The sequence below is a fragment of the Pacificibacter sp. genome (genome assembly GCF_039769035.1).
Taxonomy (GTDB): Bacteria; Pseudomonadota; Alphaproteobacteria; order Rhodobacterales; family Rhodobacteraceae; genus Celeribacter.
Window position 1 is genome coordinate 1 of the sequence record NZ_JBDMZG010000208.1, and the last position, 20,168, is coordinate 20,168.

Consider the following 20,168-nt stretch of genomic DNA (forward strand, 5'->3'; position numbering starts at 1 on the left):
ACATGATCCAACTGCAGGAGCGAACCATGAATTTGGGCACTTCTTCCGTCAGTTTGAGTGTGAAAGATCTCGGTTTGTCCAAGGCGTTTTACGAAGCTTTGGGGTTCACGCAGCTTGGCGGTGATCCTGACCATGGCAACACGATCATGCTGGATCAACATGTTGACAACAAGCCTTAGGTCCTAAGCTCTCATTTTGGTACGCTCGTAGCGACCAAGTTGGGAGGCGGGTTGATGTCTAAAATTGTGTCGGTGACACCTCAGGTGTTTCGGGTTCCATTGGACGAAGTTTTGGTGGATGCCAAACACGGTGATCACAGCCATTTCGAGCTGATCACAGTGACCATTCAGACCGAAGATGGACTGAGTGGCACGGGCTACACCTATACCGGTGGCAAGGGTGGGCAAGCTATTTTGGCGATGCTGAAATCGGATTTCGTTGATTGGCTTGTCGGGCAAGATAGCGCGGATGTCGAAGAGATCTATGCGCAAATGCACTGGCACGTGCATTACGTGGGACGCGGTGGCATTGCCTCCTTCGCGATTTCAGCCGTAGATATTGCGCTGTGGGATCTGCGTGGAAAACGCACAGATGCGCCGTTGTGGAAAATGGCAGGCGGGGTGGCTCAAAACTGTCGTGCGTACTGCGGTGGCATTGATCTTGGCTACTCGCAGGACAAGCTGGTGCGCAGCGTTTTGAGTTATGTCGATCGCGGTTTTGATGGTGTGAAAATCAAATTGGGTTTGGACTTTGAGACGGATATGGCGCGGATCAAAGCTGTGCGAGAGGCGATTGGACCAGATGTGCACTTTATGGTCGATGCCAATTATTCCTTGAGCGTGGAACAAGCGATCCGGTGGTCCAAGGGCATGGAGCCTTACGACATCACATGGTTCGAGGAGCCCACGGATCCTGACGATTTCGAAGGCTATGCCAAGATCGCAGAGGCGACAAACGTACCGCTTGCCATGGGGGAAAATCTGCACACGATCCACGAGTTTCGCCGCGCCTATGCCTATAGTAAATTGTCCTTCATTCAGCCCGATGCCTCCAATTGCGGTGGCATAACGGGCTGGTTACAGGCCGCGTCTGAGGGCCAAGCGGCGGGTTTGCCTGCCTGTTCACATGGGATGCAAGAACTGCATGTGTCTTTGGTGTCTGCGCAGGCCAACGCAGGGTGGATTGAAGTTCATTCTTTTCCGATTGATCGCTATACCATGCGCCCCTTGGTGGTCGAACATCACCGCGCAATTGCGCCAGACACGGCTGGCACGGGGGTCGAATTTGACTGGGACAAACTGCACGCGGCACATGATCCAGTCTGACCCTTGTCAGGGTGCCCCAGCCGCTTTGCAAAATTTTGGTCACTTGAAACGCAAAACGCCCGCTATTTCTAGCGGGCGTTTGTTTTCGTATATCAGTGGCTTAGTTGCCTGATTTTGAGTGACGCTTGCGCTCATGTGGGTCGAGGTAGCGTTTGCGCAGACGGACCGAATTCGGTGTCACTTCCACCAATTCGTCATCATCGATGTAGGCAATCGCTTGCTCAAGTGTGAGCGTTACAGGCGTGGTCAATTTCACCGCATCATCCGTACCAGAGGCACGCACGTTGGTAAGCTGCTTACCTTTAAGCGGGTTCACTTCAAGGTCGTTTTCACGTGTGTGCTGACCGATGATCATGCCTTGGTACACGTCTGCTTGCGCGCCAATGAAGAAGTGGCCACGATCTTCGAGTTTCCAAAGCGCGTAGGACACGGCTTTACCAGCATCCATAGAGATCAGAACACCAGCGCGACGACCAGGGATGTGACCTTTGTGTGGGGCCCATTCGTGGAACACGCGGTTCATAACGCCTGTGCCGCGTGTGTCTGTCAAAAACTCGCCGTGGTAACCGATGAGACCACGTGACGGCACGTTCGCGATGATGCGTGTCTTGCCGCTTTGTTGTTTCATCTCAGTCAGATCGCCTTTGCGCGCACCGGTGAGTTTTTCGATAACAGCGCCAGAGTATTCGTCATCCACGTCGATGGTGACTTCTTCGATTGGCTCCATTTTCACGCCGTCGATTTCACGGATCAGAACTTTTGGACGTGAGATAGACAGCTCAAAGCCTTCGCGACGCATGTTTTCGATCAAAACACCCATCTGCAATTCGCCGCGACCGGCAACTTCAAAGGCTTCGCCGCCTTCAGTGTCCGTCACTTTGATCGCGACGTTCGTTTCGGCTTCTTTCATCAGGCGATCACGAATGATACGCGACTGAACTTTTTTACCATCGCGGCCAGCCAGCGGGCTGTCGTTGATGCCAAAGGTCACAGTGATGGTCGGTGGATCGATTGGCTGTGCTTCGAGCGCTTCTTCGACTTCGAGCGCACAGAGCGTGTCAGCAACGGTTGCTTTCGTCATGCCGGCCACAGACACAATGTCGCCTGCGATGGCTTCGTCGATGTCTTGCATGCCCAAGCCACGGAAAGCTTGGATTTTCTTAACTTGGAATTGCTCGATCTTTTGACCGTGCACACTCAGCGCTTGGATTGTCGCACCTGTTTTCAGTGTGCCTGTCTCAACGCGGCCTGTCAGCATACGACCCAAGAATGGATCCGCACCAAGCGTTGTTGCCAGCATGCGGAATGGCTCGTTACGTTTTTTGAGCTGTCTTGGCGCAGGCACGTGATTGATGATGATGTCGAACAGGGCGGACAGGTCTTTGCGTGGACCGTCGAGTTCGTTGTCGCACCAGCCAGAACGACCAGAGGCGTAAAGCGTTGGGAAGTCGAGTTGATCGTCGTCCGCTTCGAGTGTCGCGAAGAGGTCAAAACATTCGTCCAAGGCGCGGTCTGGTTCGCCGTCTGGTTTGTCGACTTTGTTCACAACAACAATCGGACGCAGACCCAAAGCAAGCGCTTTAGATGTCACGAATTTGGTTTGTGGCATGGGGCCTTCAGCGGCATCCACGAGCAAGACAACACCGTCTACCATAGACAAGATGCGTTCTACTTCGCCGCCGAAGTCGGCGTGGCCTGGTGTGTCAACGATGTTGATGCGGTGGCCTTTCCACTCGACAGAAGTCGCTTTGGCAAGGATGGTGATCCCGCGCTCGCGTTCTAGGTCGTTGCTGTCCATAGCGCGTTCAGTTGTCGCTTGGTTAGCGCGGTATGTGCCGGACTGTTTGAGCAGCTCGTCAACGAGTGTGGTTTTGCCGTGGTCAACGTGGGCAATGATAGCGATGTTGCGAAGATCCATGCTTGGTCTTTCTCTTAATCCATGTGGTTGCGCGTCGCATAGCGCGAGTGTTGTCAAAAGACCAGCCTGAATTGACACTCTGGGCGGTAAATGCCGCAAAGATGTCAAAACAGCGTTGAGGGTGATTGCTTTTCGATACACCTTAGGGGAGATTGGACCAAAATTTATACGAAAGCAGAGTGATATGAGTGAAGACCAAACGTTTCAGGTTCAGTTTAAAGGCAATGCACAAACCTATTTCGGGATCTGGATTGTTAATTTGCTTTTGTCGCTTGTGACGCTTGGTATCTACTCTGCTTGGGCCAAGGTTCGGACCAAAAAATACTTCGCACAAAACACCGTTATCGATGGTCGTCGGTTTGATTACCATGCGCGTGGGATGCAGATCTTTTTGGGCCGTGTGGTCGTGGCAATCGCTTATATTGTGTTGCAGCTGGTGGTCACCATTGCGCCCATTGTCGGGATCGTTTTGTTCGTGTTGTTCTTTTTCGCAGTGCCCGAATTGATCAACCGCTCTGTGGCTTTCAACGCCCGCATGACAAGCTTTTCTGGCGTGCGTTTTGGCTTTACCAAATCCTATTGGCGCGCCTTTTTGGTCTATCTTCTTTACCCAATTCTGTCTGTCCTGACGCTGTATTTGACCTTGCCCTTGGTGTCGCGCGCACAACATCGGTATTACATCTCACGTCACAGGTTCGGCACATCGCAGTTCGGCTTTGAGAGCAAAATTGGAACGTTTTACAAAGCTTTTGGTCTCGCATTGGCGTGGATGTTCGGCCTCATTTTGGTGGGCGCCATTGCCGTTGGCCTGCCAAGTGCCGTGGTTGATGTGTATATGGCTGAAGGGCAGGGGCGTGAGCCTGCTCTTTTCTCATTGATCTCGCTGGGTACGATGTTTGTGATCTTGTTGTTGGCGGTTTTGCCGGCTGGCTATATCTACCAAGCCTTTTTACGCAATGCGGTGTATGCGGGCATGTCCGTCGAAGGCGGGCACAGTTTCGAATCCAAAGTCCGACCGCTCAAATTGATTTGGATCGCGTTTTCCAATGCCATTGTCGTATCTTTGACGATTGGCCTGATGCACCCTTGGGCGCGCGTGCGTATGGCGCGTTATATGGCGTCCTGTACTTACGTGACGGTCCATGGCTCGATCGATGGTATCGTTGGCGAAGAGCAAGACAAAGTCTCTGCCATTGGCGACGCCTTTACAGATTTTGAAGGAATAGACGTTGACTTTGGACTCTGATCAGCTGGCCCAAGCAACCTATGGCGAGGTCTTTGGCCATGCCTATGAAAAACGCCTGTCGACGCAAATCTCTGCAAGATTGGTGCGCGATGCAAATGGGCTGCGACTTGAGAACGCTGACGGAGAGACGCTCTACGCTGGGCCTCCAAGCAATGTGGAGCGGATTTCTGGCGGGCCCAGCTTGCTGAGCTTTGGGGCGCAGTGGACCTTTGACACAGAAGACGCGAAAGGGGCCGAGCTTTTGATTGGCCGCGCCAAGGACGGCTGGTTGTCTGATCTAGAAACATGGCATCCCCGCCTTTTGATCGTGATTGCGGCCTGTCTCTTGGGTGTGTTCGCCATCTGGAAATGGGGCTTGGACCTCTTGGTTTGGGGCGCGATTTTGCTGACGCCTCCAGCGATTGTCACGGCGATTGATGCTGGCAATTTGGGGGCGATGGACCGGATCTTAATGGACCCAACGGAGCTGTCACAGGCCGACAAAGACATGGTGCGTGACGTATTCGAAGATGTGCGGGCCCATGCTCCAGAGGCGCCCTACGGCGAATACACGCTGTATTTCCGCAAGGCGGACTTTATTGGGCCCAATGCTTTCGCCCTGCCTGGCGGCACCGTCGTGGTGACAGACGCATTGGTCGAAGAGTTCCCAGATCAAGACATTCTTGCGGGAATTTTAGGTCACGAATTGGCGCATGTGTCCGAACGGCACAGCCTGCATCAGCTGTATCGGTCTTTGTCGATCTATGTGCTTGTGGCGATGATCGCAGGGGACGTCGGACCTGTGCTGGAAGACGTGCTGCTTGAGGGCAGTGCGTTGGCCTCTTTGTCCTATTCGCGCAAACACGAAAGTGAGGCGGATGTTATTGGGATCGAGACGTCACATGCAGCTGGCTATGATCCGGCGGCTTTGGCGGAGTTCTTTGAGACGCTGTCCGAAGACTTCGGCGACACTGGCTCAAACGATTGGCTGTCGACGCATCCATCCAATGCGGATCGTATCCGCATCATCAAAGACTTGGCGGCCAAGCAATAGCTTGGCCCCGATTTTATGTCTTAGGTTGCGATATAGCGGTCGCGGCGGTGATTGATGGCGATCACCAAGTTGGCAACCACAGCACCAAGCAAAGAATAAGCAACGAGGTCCAGTGGCAAAATAAACGCGGCAACGGCGAATAGAACCGCGTCAAACGCCAGTTGCACATAACCGGCCTTAAACCCCAGTGCGTCTTGGATATAGAGCGCCATGATGCCAATGCCACCCAATGACCCGCCATGACGAATGATCGCCATGAGACCTGAGGCCGTCATAAATCCGATCATGATCGCCCCAAAGGTTGGGTTGAGCGTTTCAAAGGAAATGAAGCTTGGAAAGGTTTCGGCAAAGACTGAAATCAGCGCCACGCAAATCAGCGTTTTGCCGACGAATTTCAAACCCATGCGCTTGTATCCGAACCAGTAGAACGGCAGGTTGACGACGAAAAAGACCACGCCAAACGGCGCTTCGATCACATAGGAAATCAGCAGGGCCAATCCGGCGGTTTGCCCTGTGATAAAGCCAAGCGTCTTGAGCATCATCATGGCGAGGGCACACATCGCTGTGCCGTAAACAAAGGCCTGTGCATCTTCAAAACGGGTGTGTTTGGTCGTCTTTGGGGCAGATTTTGACATGGGGTTTAGGACTCGTTTTGAAGATTAGCTGGCGACGTAGATATCGCGGCGGTGATTGAAAGCGATCACACCGTTCAAGATCAGGGCGCCAAACAGGGAATAGGCCACCACATGCGCGTCAAACAAAAAGAAGGCAATTGTAAAAAGTGCCGCATCAAACGCAATTTGCACAAGACCTGCGCGAATACCGAAACGGTCTTGCGCGATCAGGGCCAAAACGCCCAAACCGCCAAGCGATGATTTATGCCGAAATACGCCCAGCAATCCAAAGCCCGTCAAAACGCCGAAGGCGATGGTGCCAAAAATTGGATTCAACGTATCGAAGCTCATCAAGGACGGCGCATAGGCCATCAAGATTGACAATGCGGTGACGGACAATGCGGATTTGGCGGTAAATTCCAAGCCCATGCGGAAATACGCCAGCACGTAAAATGGAATGTTGATCACCCAGAATGCCCACGAAAATGATATTCCAGTGAGATAGGAGATCACCAGCGCAAGCCCAGCTGTTTGGCCAGTCAAAAAACCAAGCTGGGCAATGAAACTGAGGCCAATCACTGTTGTAATCAAGCTGATGGACAGGCCTTGAAGGTCTTCAAGAGCTGTGTGTTTTGGCGGGTCTTGGGGGAGCGGATGTGGTGCTGGCATGTCTTGGCTTATAGGGCAGCAATATTGACCTGTCTAGGCGCCGGATCGAAATCGGTAGCGCTTTCTAAACAGGTGCCTGAACATTAGGCGCGAACTGTCTGTGTCGCATCGTCGTTTGCCTTACCCAAACAACAAAGACAGCCCCAAGAGCGTTGACACCCCACCAAGAAGACGCGGCGCAAAGGCATGTGCGCGGGTCATGAAGCTGGCCAAAACAAGACCAAAGGCGTGCAGCACCGCGGTCATCAACACAAACCCAAGACCAAAGGCGAACGGCAAAGCCTCCCCCAGTTCCGTGCCATGCGCAAAGCCGTGAAACAGCCCGAAAAAGCTGGCAAGTGCAATCGCCACGGCAATGCTGGGCGTGATCGCGGCCAGCACACACAGGCCAAGAATGATGCTGGAGGCGACAATCATCGGCTCAACATAAGGCAAGGGCAGACCAAGGCGCGCGAACACAAAGCCAAGCGCCATACTGGTGACAAACCCTGTCGGCACCGCCCAAATCGCGCGTCCGCAAATTTGCAGGGCCCACACGCCGACCACAATCATGGCAAGGATGTGATCAAGCCCATACACGGGATGCAATGCGCCAGAAATAAAGGACTCAAAGGGGGAAGTGGTCATAGGTGTCTCTTTCTAAGATAGACAAGACGCCCCGAAATGGGTCGCGCCTAAGCGGTGTTTAAACAGAGGGGCAGGCGCAAGGCAAGGTGGCACGCGGGCATGAAAAAAGGCCGCAGACTGTGCTGCGACCTGATTTCATTTTGGGGCTCAGACGATTACGCGGAAAGGGCCGCGTTGAGGTTTTCTTCGATTTTCTCAAGGAAGCCCATGGTGGTGAGCCATTTTTGATCAGGCCCAACCAAAAGCGCGAGGTCTTTGGTCATGAAACCGCTTTCCACAGTGTCGACGATCACACGCTCCAAGGTTTCAGCGAAGTTCAACAGCTCTGTGTTGTTGTCCAGCTTAGCGCGGTGTTTGAGGCCACCAGTCCATGCGTAAATGGACGCGATGGAGTTGGTCGATGTCGCTTCGCCCTTTTGGTGCTGGCGATAATGCCGCGTCACGGTGCCGTGCGCTGCTTCTGCCTCGACGATTTTTCCGTCTGGGGTCATCAGTTGCGATGTCATCAGGCCAAGCGAGCCAAAGCCCTGCGCCACAGTGTCAGACTGCACATCGCCGTCGTAGTTTTTACAGGCCCAAACAAATTTGCCATTCCATTTCATACAGCAGGCGACCATGTCGTCGATCAAACGGTGCTCGTACCAAATGCCTTTTTCTTTAAACTTATCCGCAAACTCAGCTTCATAGATCTCTTCGAACAGGTCTTTGAAACGCCCGTCATAGGCCTTGAGAATGGTGTTCTTGGTCGACAGGTACACAGGCCAACCAAGGTTGAGACCATAGTTCAAGGACGCCCGCGCAAAGTCGCGGATGCTGTTGTCGAGGTTGTACATGGCTTGGTACACGCCGGCAGAAGGCGCGTCATAGACTTCGCGTTCAATAATAGTCCCATCTTCGCCTTCGAATTTCATCGTCAGCTTGCCTGCGCCAGGGAAATGGAAATCGGTGGCTTTGTACTGGTCACCAAAAGCGTGACGGCCAATCACAATCGGATCAGACCATCCGGGCACAAGGCGCGGTACGTTTTGACAGATGATCGGCTGGCGAAACACAACGCCGCCCAAGATGTTGCGGATGGTGCCGTTTGGCGATTTCCACATCTTTTTCAGGCCGAATTCTTCAACACGATCTTCGTCTGGCGTGATGGTTGCACATTTAACCGCAACGCCAACCTCTTTGGTTTTCATCGCCGCATCAATTGTCACCTGATCTTCCGTGCGATCACGTTCCTCAATACCCAGATCATAGTAGAGCAGCTCAAGATCGAGATAGGGGAGGATGAGTTTGTCTTTGATGAACTGCCAGATGATCCGTGTCATCTCGTCGCCGTCCATCTCTACGATAGGGTTGTCTACCTTGATCTTTTGCATCGAAGGGCTCCTGAAAGGGTCTGGGGTATCTGTGTCGTTTTTAGCGGGTTTTGTGTCAGATTGGAAGAGTGTATACATTGGTATACAATAAATAGTGGGCAATTGCCTGTTTGTTTGGCGTCATTGTCTTTGGCATGCTATGCATCTGCGCACCTTGAAGCGATAGGGGAGAAAATGCCGCCTCTCGCCATATTTGCGGCCAAACAGGTGTTTTTGGTGCGGTGAATGCAAAATATTATGGGGTAAAATAATACCTATTTTGCAAACAATTGTTTTTAAACGATTTATTAGATTTTTGGGCGCTTGACTGCGCCGCGCAAACCTATAGAACACCCCAATCTGAATTCTCGACCTTTTAAGGGTAGTCTTATGAAAACTTTCTCCGCTACGCCTGCGGACATCGACAAGAAATGGATCATCATCGACGCTGAAGGCGTTGTTCTTGGTCGTCTCGCGTCTATCGTCGCTATGCGTCTTCGTGGCAAACACAAGCCATCTTTCACACCGTCCATGGACATGGGTGACAACGTTATTATCGTGAACGCTGACAAAATTCAGCTCACAGGTAAAAAACGCACCGACAAATTGTTCTACTGGCACACTGGCCACCCAGGTGGCATCAAGCAGCGCTCCATGGAGCAAATCCTTGATGGCAAACACCCTGAGCGCGTTGTAACCAAAGCGGTTCAGCGTATGCTTCCGGGCGGCAAATTGTCCCGTCAGCAAATGACAAACCTGCGTGTTTACGCTGGTACAGAGCACCCACACGAAGCTCAGAACCCAGAAGTTCTCGACGTTAAGTCCATGAACTCTAAAAACACTCGGAGCGCATAATCATGACTGATGAAATCAAATCATTGGAAGAGTTGAACGCTGTTGGCGTTGAAACTGTTGTAGAAGTTGCTGCACCTCGTGAGCCAGTACGTGACGCGCTTGGTCGTGCTTACGCAACTGGTAAACGTAAAGATGCTGTTGCACGTGTTTGGATCAAACCAGGCTCAGGCAAAGTTATCGTAAACGGTAAAGACCAAGACAAATACTTTGCACGCCCTGTGTTGCAAATGATCTTGCGTCAGCCATTCTCTGTTGCTGGTGTTGAAGGCGAATTCGACGTCTTCGCAACAGTAAAAGGCGGCGGTTTGTCCGGTCAAGCTGGTGCGGTTAAGCACGGCATTTCCAAAGCTCTCCAACTCTACACTCCTGAGTTGCGCGGCGCTTTGAAAGCAGCTGGCTTCCTCACACGTGACTCACGTGTTGTTGAGCGTAAGAAATTCGGCAAGCGCAAAGCGCGTCGTTCTTTCCAGTTCTCAAAACGCTAATTGCTTTTTTCAAAGCCTTCGTGCTTTGGAGACATGTATTCAAAGGGCTGCCCTCGGGTGGCCCTTTTTGTTTGAGCTTTGAAGACAAACATGGCTGGTGGCCTTGGCGCGCGCGGAGGTTTTTATCGCAAAATCACCGCCAACAATGAGATGCGGGCGTTCTTGTGTAGGTTGGCTTAGGATTTATGGCGTCACAAGGTGGCGCGAACTGCGTTATTCGTCGGCTGGAATAAGACCAAGACCACGCAGATAAATCCCGATGCCTGTTTCCAAAAGATCTTCAGGCGGGAAGGGGCTTTTGGTGCCGGGGGAATTGCGCGCGAAGAGTTCGACCACGCCGTGGCTCATCGCCCAAACATGCGCTGAGAACATTTGCGGCGGGGGGCGCAGGTCTTCGGGGATATGCTGTGACAGCTTCGTCGCTGACATTTCCAGCACGCCAAGCGCACGCGACGCCACTTTGAACAGCTCAGGCGTGCGTTGAATGGAAATGCCACTTTCAAACATCGCCACATAGTGCCCGGGGTATTTGCGCGCAAAGGCCAAATACGCCCGGCCAGTGGCCTCAAACGATGCCCGGTCCGAAGGCTGACCCTTTTCATAAGCGTATTCCAGCAAGTCACCGAACGCCGCATATCCTTGCTGCGCGATTTCCGCGATCAAGTCTTCGCGGCCCTCAAAATGGCGGTACACAGCCGCAGGGGTCACGCCAGCGGTTTTCGCGGCTTCAGACAGGGTAAACCCCGTTGGACCTTTGGCCTCGATGAGGGTCAAAGCCGCATCCACGAGCGCTTGGCGCAAATTGCCGTGATGATAGCCGCGTTTTGCCATTAGGTTTCAGATCCCGTATCGAGCATCTCAGGCCCGCCAACGATGTTACTATCAGGTTTTTGAACGACTTTCTTGTTTTTACCTTTGTAGTCAATCTGGCTCAAAACCGCGCGAATGGCATTGAGCCTCGCACGGTATTTGTCGTCAGAGCGCACCACGGTCCAAGGTGCAATATCGCTGTGCGAACGCTGCAAAGTCTCGGTGATAGCATCGGTGTAGGCGTCCCATTTGGACAGGCCTTTGACATCAATCCCCGACAGCTTCCACTGCTTGAGGTCGTCCTTTTCACGCTCCAAAAAGCGCCGCAACTGTTCGGCACGGCCGACGTTCAGCCAGATTTTAAACACCTGAATACCTTCATCCACCAGCATTTGTTCAAACGCCGGAAGCTGGGTAAAGAAATGTTCGCGCTGCGTGTCGTTGCAAAAGCCAAACACCTTTTCCACCACGCCACGATTGTACCAAGATCTATCAAACAAAACCACTTCACCTTCGGTCGGTAGGTGTTTGATATACCGTTGAAAATACCATTCGCCAGTTTCACGCTCTGTTGGTTTGGGCAGGGCCACAACCCGTGCTGTCCGTGGGTTTAGGTTTTCGCGGAACCGTTTGATTGTACCACCTTTGCCAGCGGCATCACGACCTTCAAACACCACAATAATGCGTTTGCCCGTGGTGTTTACGTCGCTCAGGAACTTCACCAGCTCGCTTTGAAGATCCTTGATTTCGTCTTCATAGTCAGACTTCTTCATCCACGTGTCATAGGGGTAGCTTGGCGACAGAATGTCTTTCTTGCCACCGTCCTCAATTGCCTGACGGATCTCAGCAGGTGCCTCGTTTTCAAAGAACTTTGAAATACCGCCATCAAAGGGAAGATCGGTCATGGGCTGCCTCATTCGTCAGAATTCACTGTGTTTTTTATAATATGGTGCGTTTAGAGAGGCAGCGCAATGCGGCCTTGCGAAAAACGCGAAGTCAATCGGGGCTCACATCTGGGCGGAGGGCACGACACAGTGCACGATCGCGCCGTGACGCGTGAGTTACGACCCGATTTTTTCCATGTCGTAGTAGGTGGTTTGGTAAATTTCATTCACCCAGTTGCCGTAAAGCAAATGCGCGTGCGACCGCCACCTGTTCACAGGGCGCTGGCTCGGGTCATCGTTTTGATAGTAGTTTTGCGGCAGCACAATGGGTTGACCCGCTTCTTTGTCGCGCATCAGCTCTTCGTGCAAGGTGCCTGTATCGTATTCAAAATGATTGAAAATATACAGCGCACGGTGCTCTGGATCTTGCACCAAACACGGGCCTGTTTCGTCAGAGCCCAGCAGCGGGATCAAGCCTGGAGCTGCTTCAATTTCAGACATACGCATTTCGGTCCAGCGGCTCACTGGGATGTAGCATTCGTCCGAAAACCCTCGCAAATAGGGCGATGAGGGCGCAAGGTTGTTTTGTCTGAACAGGCCAAACGCTTTGTCCGCCAAAATGTGTTTTTTGACGCCGTGGAAGTGGTTGATCATCGCCATCGCGCCCCAGCATACGCCAAAGGTGGAATGGACATGGGTTTGGGTCCACGCAAACACTTCGTTAAGCTCATCCCAATAGGTCACGTCGTTAAACGGCAAATGTTCAATCGGCGCACCTGTGATGATCAGCCCATCAAATTTTTCGCCTGTTGCTTTGACTTCGCTAAACGGACGGTAAAACTGCGCCATATGCTCGGCTGCGGTGTTCTTGGTCTGATGTTCGCTCATCCGGATCAGTTGAAAATCAATCTGCAGCGGCGTCGCGCCGATCAATCGGGCAAACTGATTTTCGGTTTGGATCTTTTTGGGCATCAAGTTGAGCAAGGCAATGCGCAAGGGGCGGATTTCTTGCGTTTGCGCGCGTCCCGTGCCCATGACCATAACGCCCTCGGACGACAAGACGTCAAAGGCAGGCAAGTTATCTGGCAAAGTAATAGGCATGAGAGCGGCTTTCTGTGCTGTTCAGGGTCGTGCGTAGGGAAAATACTTATGTATTTGCGGTTTTTTCATCAAGGGCGGCCCCAATCACTTGGGCAAATGCGTCTGCGGTATTTGCAGCCCCCATGACACCTGCGTCGACGGTCACACCCCATTGCGCCATTTTCGCATAGCGTGGCTGGCGCGCAATCATTGAGCGCTTGTAGGAATACCGAATGAAATCATAGGGATTGACGTGGTCTTCCGTCACGCCGTGTTCGGCAATGAAGTGGTTCCAGCAGTCTGTCAAAAACTCAGGTCGATAAGCCATCGGTTTTGGCGCCGTGTTAAAACGGCGGATCAATTCGTCCGTATGGGCGTCAGAGCCTTTGATCCAGACCAACAGGGCGTTCTCAGAAAGGGATTTGAGAATGGGGTCGTTTGGGTCATCGGGATTGGCCCATTCCACAATCGACCCGCCTGTGTCACAGACAAAGTTCGCGTAGTTGTACAGGTTTTGCGATTTTTCCAAAAATGCGCCTGTATCCATTAAGGCCGCAATTTCAGCAGTGCGAAACTGTTCTTGGCGGCGACGGTATTCTGCAATCGGCAGGCCGCCCAAGCCTTCGTCACCGGGCTGGCCCAAATAGCCCGCGACAGGCGCAAGGTTGTCAAAGCTCAAATTGGCTTTGATGCGGATGCTGTCGGACAACAAAAGTTCACGCAGGTAAGGCTCTTTCATCGCCAAGCGCTTCAAGTTGTCGTCAATCGCCTCGTTCAAATAGCGGGTGCCGATCCGGTAATCGATGGAATAGTGATACCAGTCACCCGTGGCGCGCAGCATGCTGGACTTGTGGGTCTTGCCCAATCCCGACATCGCAAAAAGCACCACACGCTTGTGCGGGCTTGCAAACCACGCATCACTGTTCTCATAAATCATCGCATGTCCCTTTTGCGGTGTTTTCAGCTTTTGATCTCAGTGGCATGTCCTGCGCAGAGGATCAAGAGGGCGGCGTCTGCCCACTGCGGCTACACCGGCTTTTTGCGACGCAAAAGTGCTAGGACGCGCCCATCGATGATTAACAGACCCAAGGCGATCAATGCAAAACCGATATAGGCCTCAATGTGCAGGCTTTCCCCCAACACCAATGCGCCCAAGATCACCGAAACAGGTGCCACGATCAGCGTGCAAAGGGTCGCATTGCCTGATCCTGCGGATTTGATCACATAGAACAAGATCAAATAAGCAAGACCCGTCGAGATAAGCGACACATAGGCCCAAGCGCCCAAGGTGATGCTGGTGAAACTGGCGAAGTCCGGCAAGCCATGCATGTATAACGCCGCTGGCGTCATCCAGACGGCAGCGCCCGTGATCATGCCTGCGGCGGAAATTTCCAAACGAATACCGGTCAAATGCATGCGCGCCATGGCGGCGCCGATGGCATAGCACAGCCCTGAGCCGATCAGCGCCAACTGCCCCGCCGAGGTCAAGTCAAAGCTATGCAGAGCATCAAGCCCGATCACCGTTGCTACGCCGAAAAAGCCGAACAAAACGCCCACAGCTTTACGCAGTCCAAGCCGTTCATCTGCAAAGATAATGGCCGCTGCAATTGGACCAAGAATCGCCGTAAAGGCGTTCAAAATGCCCGCAAGTCCAGACGGAATATACTGCTGTCCCCACGTGATAAGACCAAAGGGCATCGCCACGTTTATGAGGCCGATCAACAGAAAGCTGATCCAGATGCGCGGTGCTTTGGGGATCTCATATCCACGGATCAAAACATATGCCCAAAGTCCCAGCGCCCCGCCGATAACCCGCAGTGCTACAAGTGTTTCAACAGGCATTTGGCGCAGCATCAATTCGATCGACAAGAACGAGCCGCCCCAGAACAAGCCCATAAGGCCGAGGCCGATCCATGCAGCTTTCGAGAGCGTTTTCTGTGGGGTCATGTGCGGAATCCTTCATTCAGAGCGCGACATTGGCGCGGCAAATGGATTTTGGCAAACCGGAAATTGTGCAAAGCACATAACAAAAATTGATGTATGGGGCAGCGCCATACAAAAAAGGCCCCGCAAGCTGCGAGGCCCTTAAAGATCAAGTGTCTAGCTTAGAAACTGTGAGACAATTTTAGACCGAAACCGATGGCGGAGTTATCGGTAAATTCCGCACCAATCGAGGTTGTCGCATCGCCGATCCAAACATAGCTGGCCCCTGCGGACAGGGCTGTTTGATCTGTAATGCTGTAGCGCGCGCCGATTGTGATCGATTTTGAGCCGTCTGTTGGACCAAGGTTGCCAACAGGGGTGCCTGCTGATTTTTCATATCCGTAGGACACAGAGGCCGACAGTTTGTCAGAAAGCCGACGTCCGATGCCCAAAGAGTAGGTCACGGTATCATCGTCATAATCAACAAGTGAGATGGGGTAGCCAACAGGAGCAATCACTGTTTCTGACCATTTCACATAGCGGGCTGAGGCCAAGAGCAATGTATCCGCAGCGATGCCCGTTTGGAAATCGAAGTTAATCGATTCTGGCATAATAACTTCCAAGGATTGATTGCCTGCAGTGCTTTCAGTCGTGGCAAAGTCGATGGTTGTCTTAGAGCTATACGTAATGGCCGCGCGCAGCGCGATGTCTGGAATTTCGTAAGATGCGCCGACCAGGTAGCTGAAATCGGTCTCATTGGAGGTGTCCAGCGTATATTCTGGAAGTGTCCCTTCAGACATCACGATGCTTGGAAGGCTGACTTCACCATGGGATTTCAAGGCGCGCACACCACCATGGATGCCGATGCGATCCGATAGTTTGTAGCGAAGAACGGCTGTTATGGCCGTTGTGTCGACAGTTGCCGTTGCGTCTTTGAAGGGATAGCCTTCGTCAGCATTGCCATAGTCGACGCTTGCGCCGAAGGGTTGGTCCAAAAGAATGGCGAAAGACAGCTTGTCATTCAGGTCACTTTTGTAAGCGAGGCCAACCATATTGTATGATGTCGCCACGTCTCCAGAGGATAGCACGTCAGCCAAACTGCCAGATACAGATGGGGCGACTGTCCCAAATGAGAGCTGAGCATATGTGCCGTTTTCGAAAATTGGTGCGATCGATTGTCCAGACCGGTCCATCCCACCGGCGAACACACTTGTAGCGCTCACGGCGAGGCCCGCCGCAAGAAGTGAAGTCTTTTTCATATTTCCATCCCTATCAAGCTAACGCTTGGGTTTCGTTAGTTTTTATTATGTCCCGAAACGCTAAACAGGACATTAAATTCGCGCAATTCTAACGCCGCGTCAAAAATTTCGGGCGACATTTGGGATTAGGAATGGGGTGCGCGATTTTTCCGAGATTCACTCATAATATTCAAATAGTTGGCCGAGAAAATCACGAGAGCACCGATCAATACATACAGATCGAGTTCTTCGCCATAAAACAGCATTCCAACGATGGCGATGAGCGGAAGACGTAAGAAATCGATGGGTGTGACCACGGATGCGGGCGCCAAGGACAGCGCTTGTGTGAGGCACAGGTGCGCGCCAAGGCCTGCGAGCGACAGGACACAGATCCATGGCCATTGTTGCAAGGTCGGGACGATCATATCGCCATCGAAACCTGCGCAGATCAGTCCCATGAACATCTGCATAAAGGAGAGCCAAAACAAGATCGACAACAGGGTGACGTTGGACGTTTGTGTCAGCTTCTTGGTGAACAAGGCGGATCCGGCAAAGCCAAAGGCGCAGGCAATCGCGCTGATCAATCCAATGGACAGACCGCCCGCGCCAAAGGGGCGTGCCACGATCAAAATACCTGCAAAGCCAATGGCAAATGACAGGGCGCGAACACGACTTACTTTTTCACCCAAAAACAAGATCGCACCAATGGCGACCAAAATGGGATAGGAAAATTCCAAGGCGAACAGTTGCGCAAGCGGCACCAGTGTTAAAGCAAACAGCCACAGGTTTTGGCCTGCGAAATGGAACATATTGCGTCCAAAGTGCAGATGCAGCGCTTTGGCGCGGATATGAGACAAGCGCCCTGACAGGAGCGCCACGCCCAAGACCACGATAACGCCAACGATCGACCGAAATGTCATGATTTCAAAGGTATCAAGTCCCTTTGCCAATTGACGTCCCGCCACGGCCAAGGACGAAAAACCAATGACCGCCCCCATCATCCATGCGGCGGCTTTTAGGGGCTGAGCGTGTTGTGTCATCTGGTTTATGCTTCGCTTTTGGTGAAATCACGGGTCATATGGCGGGTCACGCGGCCCCAATCCGAAGAGTGCGTGCGGTCTTGATGAAATTCGAAGTCACGCTCAGAGCGAAACACTTCGCTGACATGAAAACTGCACGGGTCCAGCTCGTCTTGCCACAACTCAAATTGCAGGCAACCTGGTTCAGCTTGCGACAAACGTTCGTGTTTGGCCATGAGCGCCAAAACGGTTTCGATTTCATGAGCTTCGCAGCGCATTGTGCCTGTAAGTAATACTTTTCCCATGATGTCCTTGCTAGATGCCACAACGGTGCGCTGCAATCATTTTTGTACGCGCATACGGACATAGCCCATGTGGAAAACAGCGCAGCCACATAAAAAAGGCGCCCCACAGGACGCCTTTGATATCAGATCACTCAAGCTCGATCGTGCCCGGTGGTTTTGAGGTCAGATCGTAGAACACGCGGTTCACGCCTTTGACCTCATTGATGATGCGCGTCATGGTTTCGCCCATGAATTCATGGCTAAACGGGTAGGTGTCCGCTGTCATGCCATCGACAGAGGTCACAGCACGGATCGCCACGGCGAAATCATATGTACGACCATCGCCCATCACGCCGACTGTTTTCATTGGCAAAATGGCTGCGAAAGCCTGCCAGATTTCATCATAAAGACCGTGTTTGCGAATTTGATCGATGTAGACGGCGTCTGCTTGCTGCAAAATCGCCAGTTTTTCACGCGTGATCTCACCAGGGCAGCGGATCGCAAGACCCGGACCCGGGAAGGGGTGACGCCCGATAAAGCTTTGCGGCAAGCCAAGCTCTAAGCCCAGCGCGCGCACTTCGTCTTTGAACAATTCACGCAGAGGCTCGACCAGTTTGAGGCCCATTTTTTCTGGCAAACCGCCCACGTTGTGGTGCGATTTGATGGTCACAGATGGACCACCAGAGAAGGACACAGATTCGATCACATCAGGGTAGAGCGTGCCTTGCGCCAAGAATTCCGCGCCCTCGATGCCGTTGGCGTATTTCTGGAACACGTCGATGAACAGCTTGCCGATGGTTTTACGCTTCACTTCAGGGTCAGAGACGCCTTCAAGTTCGCCCAAGAACAAATCAGACTCATCGGCGTGGATCAGTTTGATATTGTAGTTGTCGCGGAACATTTTCACGACTTCATCGGCCTCATTGAGGCGCAAAAGACCGTGATCCACGAACACACAGGTCAGTTGCTCGCCGATGGCTTCGTGCAAAAGGATCGCAGTCACAGAAGAATCAACGCCGCCAGACAGACCACAGATGACCTGTTTGTCGCCAACCTGTTCACGGATCGCAGCAATCGCTTGGTCTTTATAGCCCGCCATCGTCCAATCGCCGGTGAAGCCCGCAATCTTGACGAAGTTCTCGTAGAATTTCGCGCCATTTGGCGTGTGGTGCACTTCTGGGTGGAATTGCACCGCATAGAAATGACGGCTCGCATCCGCAGTGATCGCATAAGGCGCATTCGGAGAAGTGCCGTAGACCTCAAACCCAGGCGCAATTTGGGACACGTGATCACCGTGCGACATCCACACTTGCTCGTCACCGTCTGCAAACCAACCGTTCAACAGGTCAAGTGCATGATCGTTTGGCGTGACAAAGGCGCGACCAAATTCGGCAGTGCCGTGGCCACTTTCAACTTTGCCGCCGAGCTGTTCCATCATGGTTTGCTGACCATAACAGATGCCCAAAACAGGCACGCCCATGGTAAACACCATTTCAGGCGCACGGGGTGACCCTTCGCGCGTCACACTGTCGGGCCCACCTGACAGGATCACGGCTTTCGGCGCGAACTCGGTCAGAAAAGCGTCCGTGACGTTCTGATAAGGGTGGATTTCACAATACACGCTCAGCTCACGCAATCGACGCGCAATTAGCTGCGTCACTTGGGAGCCAAAGTCGATGATGAGGAGGCGGTCATGGGATGTGCTTGTCATATCCCAGCGTTTAGGCCGCGTTGGCCTCTGAGGCAAGATGGTTTGCGCAAGTTGAGGCGTGTTTTGCGTGTTTGCGCGGACAAAAAATGCCCCAAAGCACGGATCAGGTGCTTTAGGGGCGAATTTGCGTGATCCAAGGGCTGCGTTTAGACGCTTTGCGGACCGCGTGGCAGCAGGCGCGCTTCGGCCATCAAAGCGATCAACACTTCAATGTGGCGTGCAACGCTATAGCCAGCGTCGCCAGCTTTGCGGGTCTCTTCAAACTGCGCTTCTTTTTCGATCAAACCATCAATCACTTTGGTTGGCGCTGTGTTTTGCGACACGCCGATGACGCGTTTGAGGTCTCGTGTACGGTTGTAGTCCGCCAGACCAAAGCGGGCGGCGCGGATCAACAGGCTAGGGCGGCGAAGGGAAGCGAGAACTGTGTTGATATCGGTCATGTGTATCTCCGTGTTGGTGTCAGCGCTTTGGGCTGTGAGTGAGTGGCGTTCGAGCCGTGTAGGGAGATGTAAGCACAACCTAAGCGTGTGTTGCGTTGATTTTCGAAACAGCGAACGGTGTGTTCCTTTGGCATTTAGGAAATGTACCGAAACTAAATCCAACAGTTGCCAATTAACTATTGAGTAAGCAATACAACCCAAGGTTGTGTTCGAATTTAGTAAAATTGTCGACACCTGGTTTAGGTTTTCGATTTCAACCTTAGAAACTTTGAAAACTTTGACTGGGCCATGCACTGCAAGGAGATCCCGTTGGATTACAATCGAGGCTTAGCCAGCACAGTCAAAAAGATGCCCGCATGGGTCCCGCAAGAAGCCAAACGCTATCTCGACCATACCGAACATGGCCAAACGATTAGGCAATTGGCCCGCACGGGGGGCTGTGCCCCATCTACGGTGATGCGTCAGGTGCGCAAAATTGAAATGAAGCGTGACGATCCATTGGTCGACGAAGCCCTGAGTTCGCTCAGCCATTGCCACGTCACACACACCTCAGCGCCGATTACCGCGACTTCGCGCAACGCCACGCGTTCCAAGGACACCCCAATCATGAGTAAACACACAGACTTTTCTGATTCTGCTGCAACCACGCCCCCCGATG

General features: G+C 52.6%; 20 protein-coding genes and 1 pseudogene. 6 read left to right on the forward strand and 15 right to left on the reverse strand.

The genetic code is table 11. The features are described from left to right. Positions 1-233: 233 nt before the first annotated feature. Positions 234-1,325, forward strand: a complete 1,092-nt coding sequence (locus tag ABF287_RS16650; protein WP_347186122.1) for a mandelate racemase/muconate lactonizing enzyme family protein — start codon at positions 234-236, stop codon at positions 1,323-1,325. Positions 1,326-1,425: 100 nt separating this feature from the next. Here ABF287_RS16650 and typA read toward each other — a convergent pair whose 3' ends face one another. Then, complete coding sequence (typA, locus tag ABF287_RS16655) at positions 1,426-3,243, reverse strand: translational GTPase TypA (protein WP_347186123.1); 1,818 nt, start codon at positions 3,241-3,243, stop codon at positions 1,426-1,428. A gap of 184 nt (positions 3,244-3,427) precedes the next feature. On the opposite strand from typA, the gene ABF287_RS16660 reads away from it, so the two are divergent. Continuing rightward, positions 3,428-4,489, forward strand: coding sequence for a YjgN family protein (locus tag ABF287_RS16660; RefSeq protein WP_347186124.1), 1,062 nt, complete (start codon positions 3,428-3,430; stop codon positions 4,487-4,489). Next, positions 4,473-5,522, forward strand: a complete 1,050-nt coding sequence (locus tag ABF287_RS16665) for a M48 family metallopeptidase (RefSeq protein WP_347186125.1) — start codon at positions 4,473-4,475, stop codon at positions 5,520-5,522. Before ABF287_RS16660 ends, ABF287_RS16665 begins: the two co-directional genes overlap by 17 nt. Positions 5,523-5,542: 20 nt before the next feature. On the opposite strand, the gene ABF287_RS16670 is transcribed toward ABF287_RS16665, so the two are convergent. The 4 genes from ABF287_RS16670 to ABF287_RS16685 all read right to left on the reverse strand — a co-directional run bounded on the left by ABF287_RS16670 (position 5,543) and on the right by ABF287_RS16685 (position 8,802). Beyond that, positions 5,543-6,157 (reverse strand): YitT family protein, encoded by a 615-nt coding sequence (locus ABF287_RS16670; RefSeq protein WP_347186126.1) that lies wholly within the window; start codon positions 6,155-6,157, stop codon positions 5,543-5,545. A 24-nt stretch (positions 6,158-6,181) separates the two neighbouring features. Continuing rightward, positions 6,182-6,805, reverse strand: a complete 624-nt coding sequence (locus tag ABF287_RS16675; protein ID WP_347186127.1) for a YitT family protein — start codon at positions 6,803-6,805, stop codon at positions 6,182-6,184. A 120-nt stretch (positions 6,806-6,925) separates the two neighbouring features. Next, positions 6,926-7,432: a HupE/UreJ family protein gene (locus tag ABF287_RS16680; RefSeq protein WP_347186128.1), complete on the reverse strand. Its 507-nt coding sequence runs from the start codon at positions 7,430-7,432 to the stop codon at positions 6,926-6,928. 155 nt (positions 7,433-7,587) lie between these two features. Beyond that, positions 7,588-8,802, reverse strand: coding sequence for an NADP-dependent isocitrate dehydrogenase (locus tag ABF287_RS16685; RefSeq protein WP_347186129.1), 1,215 nt, complete (start codon positions 8,800-8,802; stop codon positions 7,588-7,590). 369 nt (positions 8,803-9,171) lie between these two features. Here ABF287_RS16685 and rplM point away from each other — a divergent pair, with 369 nt between their 5' ends. Together rplM and rpsI are read left to right on the forward strand one after the other, a co-directional pair. Continuing rightward, on the forward strand, positions 9,172-9,636 hold the full coding sequence (gene rplM / locus ABF287_RS16690) for a 50S ribosomal protein L13 (RefSeq protein WP_215942995.1): 465 nt from the start codon (positions 9,172-9,174) through the stop codon (positions 9,634-9,636). Between the two features lie 2 nt (positions 9,637-9,638). Continuing rightward, positions 9,639-10,121, forward strand: a complete 483-nt coding sequence (gene rpsI, locus ABF287_RS16695) for a 30S ribosomal protein S9 (RefSeq protein ID WP_347186130.1) — start codon at positions 9,639-9,641, stop codon at positions 10,119-10,121. 213 nt (positions 10,122-10,334) lie between these two features. Here rpsI and ABF287_RS16700 read toward each other — a convergent pair whose 3' ends face one another. From ABF287_RS16700 to ABF287_RS16745, 10 genes are all read right to left on the reverse strand, one after another. Next, positions 10,335-10,952: a TetR/AcrR family transcriptional regulator gene (locus ABF287_RS16700; RefSeq protein ID WP_347186131.1), complete on the reverse strand. Its 618-nt coding sequence runs from the start codon at positions 10,950-10,952 to the stop codon at positions 10,335-10,337. Continuing rightward, positions 10,952-11,836, reverse strand: coding sequence for a polyphosphate kinase 2 (gene ppk2 / locus ABF287_RS16705; protein ID WP_347186132.1), 885 nt, complete (start codon positions 11,834-11,836; stop codon positions 10,952-10,954). Before ppk2 ends, ABF287_RS16700 begins: the two co-directional genes overlap by 1 nt. A 156-nt stretch (positions 11,837-11,992) precedes the next feature. Continuing rightward, positions 11,993-12,916: a homoserine O-succinyltransferase gene (gene metA, locus ABF287_RS16710; protein ID WP_347186133.1), complete on the reverse strand. Its 924-nt coding sequence runs from the start codon at positions 12,914-12,916 to the stop codon at positions 11,993-11,995. Between the two features lie 46 nt (positions 12,917-12,962). Beyond that, entirely contained in the window at positions 12,963-13,832 is an 870-nt protein-coding gene (locus ABF287_RS16715; protein WP_347186134.1) for an ATPase, read from the reverse strand. A gap of 89 nt (positions 13,833-13,921) precedes the next feature. Beyond that, on the reverse strand, positions 13,922-14,842 hold the full coding sequence (locus ABF287_RS16720; RefSeq protein ID WP_347186135.1) for a DMT family transporter: 921 nt from the start codon (positions 14,840-14,842) through the stop codon (positions 13,922-13,924). Positions 14,843-15,000: 158 nt separating this feature from the next. Next, the gene (locus ABF287_RS16725; protein ID WP_347186136.1) at positions 15,001-16,077 is read right to left on the reverse strand and encodes an outer membrane beta-barrel protein; all 1,077 of its coding nucleotides are present in this window, start codon (positions 16,075-16,077) and stop codon (positions 15,001-15,003) included. Between the two features lie 125 nt (positions 16,078-16,202). Continuing rightward, positions 16,203-17,096, reverse strand: a complete 894-nt coding sequence (locus tag ABF287_RS16730; RefSeq protein WP_347186137.1) for a DMT family transporter — start codon at positions 17,094-17,096, stop codon at positions 16,203-16,205. Between the two features lie 5 nt (positions 17,097-17,101). Continuing rightward, a complete protein-coding gene (locus tag ABF287_RS16735; RefSeq protein ID WP_347186138.1) occupies positions 17,102-17,380 on the reverse strand; it encodes a putative quinol monooxygenase in 279 nt (92 codons plus the stop codon). A 127-nt stretch (positions 17,381-17,507) separates the two neighbouring features. Next, positions 17,508-19,070, reverse strand: a complete 1,563-nt coding sequence (guaA, locus tag ABF287_RS16740) for a glutamine-hydrolyzing GMP synthase (protein WP_347186139.1) — start codon at positions 19,068-19,070, stop codon at positions 17,508-17,510. A gap of 146 nt (positions 19,071-19,216) precedes the next feature. After that, positions 19,217-19,510: a DUF6477 family protein gene (locus ABF287_RS16745; protein WP_347186140.1), complete on the reverse strand. Its 294-nt coding sequence runs from the start codon at positions 19,508-19,510 to the stop codon at positions 19,217-19,219. 348 nt (positions 19,511-19,858) lie between these two features. On the opposite strand from ABF287_RS16745, the pseudogene ABF287_RS16750 reads away from it, so the two are divergent. Next, positions 19,859-20,168: pseudogene (locus ABF287_RS16750) on the forward strand (helix-turn-helix domain-containing protein); the annotation flags it as partial.

Coding starts and splice junctions, on each gene's coding strand:
- ABF287_RS16685 (WP_347186129.1), bottom strand. CDS start 8,802: ATGCAAAAGATCAAGGTAGACAACCCTATCGTAGAGATGGACGGCGAC.
- metA (WP_347186133.1), bottom strand. CDS start 12,916: ATGCCTATTACTTTGCCAGATAACTTGCCTGCCTTTGACGTCTTGTCG.
- ABF287_RS16730 (WP_347186137.1), bottom strand. CDS start 17,096: ATGACACAACACGCTCAGCCCCTAAAAGCCGCCGCATGGATGATGGGG.
- ABF287_RS16715 (WP_347186134.1), bottom strand. CDS start 13,832: ATGATTTATGAGAACAGTGATGCGTGGTTTGCAAGCCCGCACAAGCGT.
- ABF287_RS16725 (WP_347186136.1), bottom strand. CDS start 16,077: ATGAAAAAGACTTCACTTCTTGCGGCGGGCCTCGCCGTGAGCGCTACA.
- ABF287_RS16745 (WP_347186140.1), bottom strand. CDS start 19,510: ATGACCGATATCAACACAGTTCTCGCTTCCCTTCGCCGCCCTAGCCTG.
- ABF287_RS16735 (WP_347186138.1), bottom strand. CDS start 17,380: ATGGGAAAAGTATTACTTACAGGCACAATGCGCTGCGAAGCTCATGAA.
- ABF287_RS16700 (WP_347186131.1), bottom strand. CDS start 10,952: ATGGCAAAACGCGGCTATCATCACGGCAATTTGCGCCAAGCGCTCGTG.
- ABF287_RS16650 (WP_347186122.1), top strand. CDS start 234: ATGTCTAAAATTGTGTCGGTGACACCTCAGGTGTTTCGGGTTCCATTG.
- ppk2 (WP_347186132.1), bottom strand. CDS start 11,836: ATGACCGATCTTCCCTTTGATGGCGGTATTTCAAAGTTCTTTGAAAAC.
- guaA (WP_347186139.1), bottom strand. CDS start 19,070: ATGACAAGCACATCCCATGACCGCCTCCTCATCATCGACTTTGGCTCC.
- ABF287_RS16670 (WP_347186126.1), bottom strand. CDS start 6,157: ATGTCAAAATCTGCCCCAAAGACGACCAAACACACCCGTTTTGAAGAT.
- typA (WP_347186123.1), bottom strand. CDS start 3,243: ATGGATCTTCGCAACATCGCTATCATTGCCCACGTTGACCACGGCAAA.
- ABF287_RS16720 (WP_347186135.1), bottom strand. CDS start 14,842: ATGACCCCACAGAAAACGCTCTCGAAAGCTGCATGGATCGGCCTCGGC.
- ABF287_RS16680 (WP_347186128.1), bottom strand. CDS start 7,432: ATGACCACTTCCCCCTTTGAGTCCTTTATTTCTGGCGCATTGCATCCC.
- ABF287_RS16675 (WP_347186127.1), bottom strand. CDS start 6,805: ATGCCAGCACCACATCCGCTCCCCCAAGACCCGCCAAAACACACAGCT.
- ABF287_RS16660 (WP_347186124.1), top strand. CDS start 3,428: ATGAGTGAAGACCAAACGTTTCAGGTTCAGTTTAAAGGCAATGCACAA.
- rpsI (WP_347186130.1), top strand. CDS start 9,639: ATGACTGATGAAATCAAATCATTGGAAGAGTTGAACGCTGTTGGCGTT.
- rplM (WP_215942995.1), top strand. CDS start 9,172: ATGAAAACTTTCTCCGCTACGCCTGCGGACATCGACAAGAAATGGATC.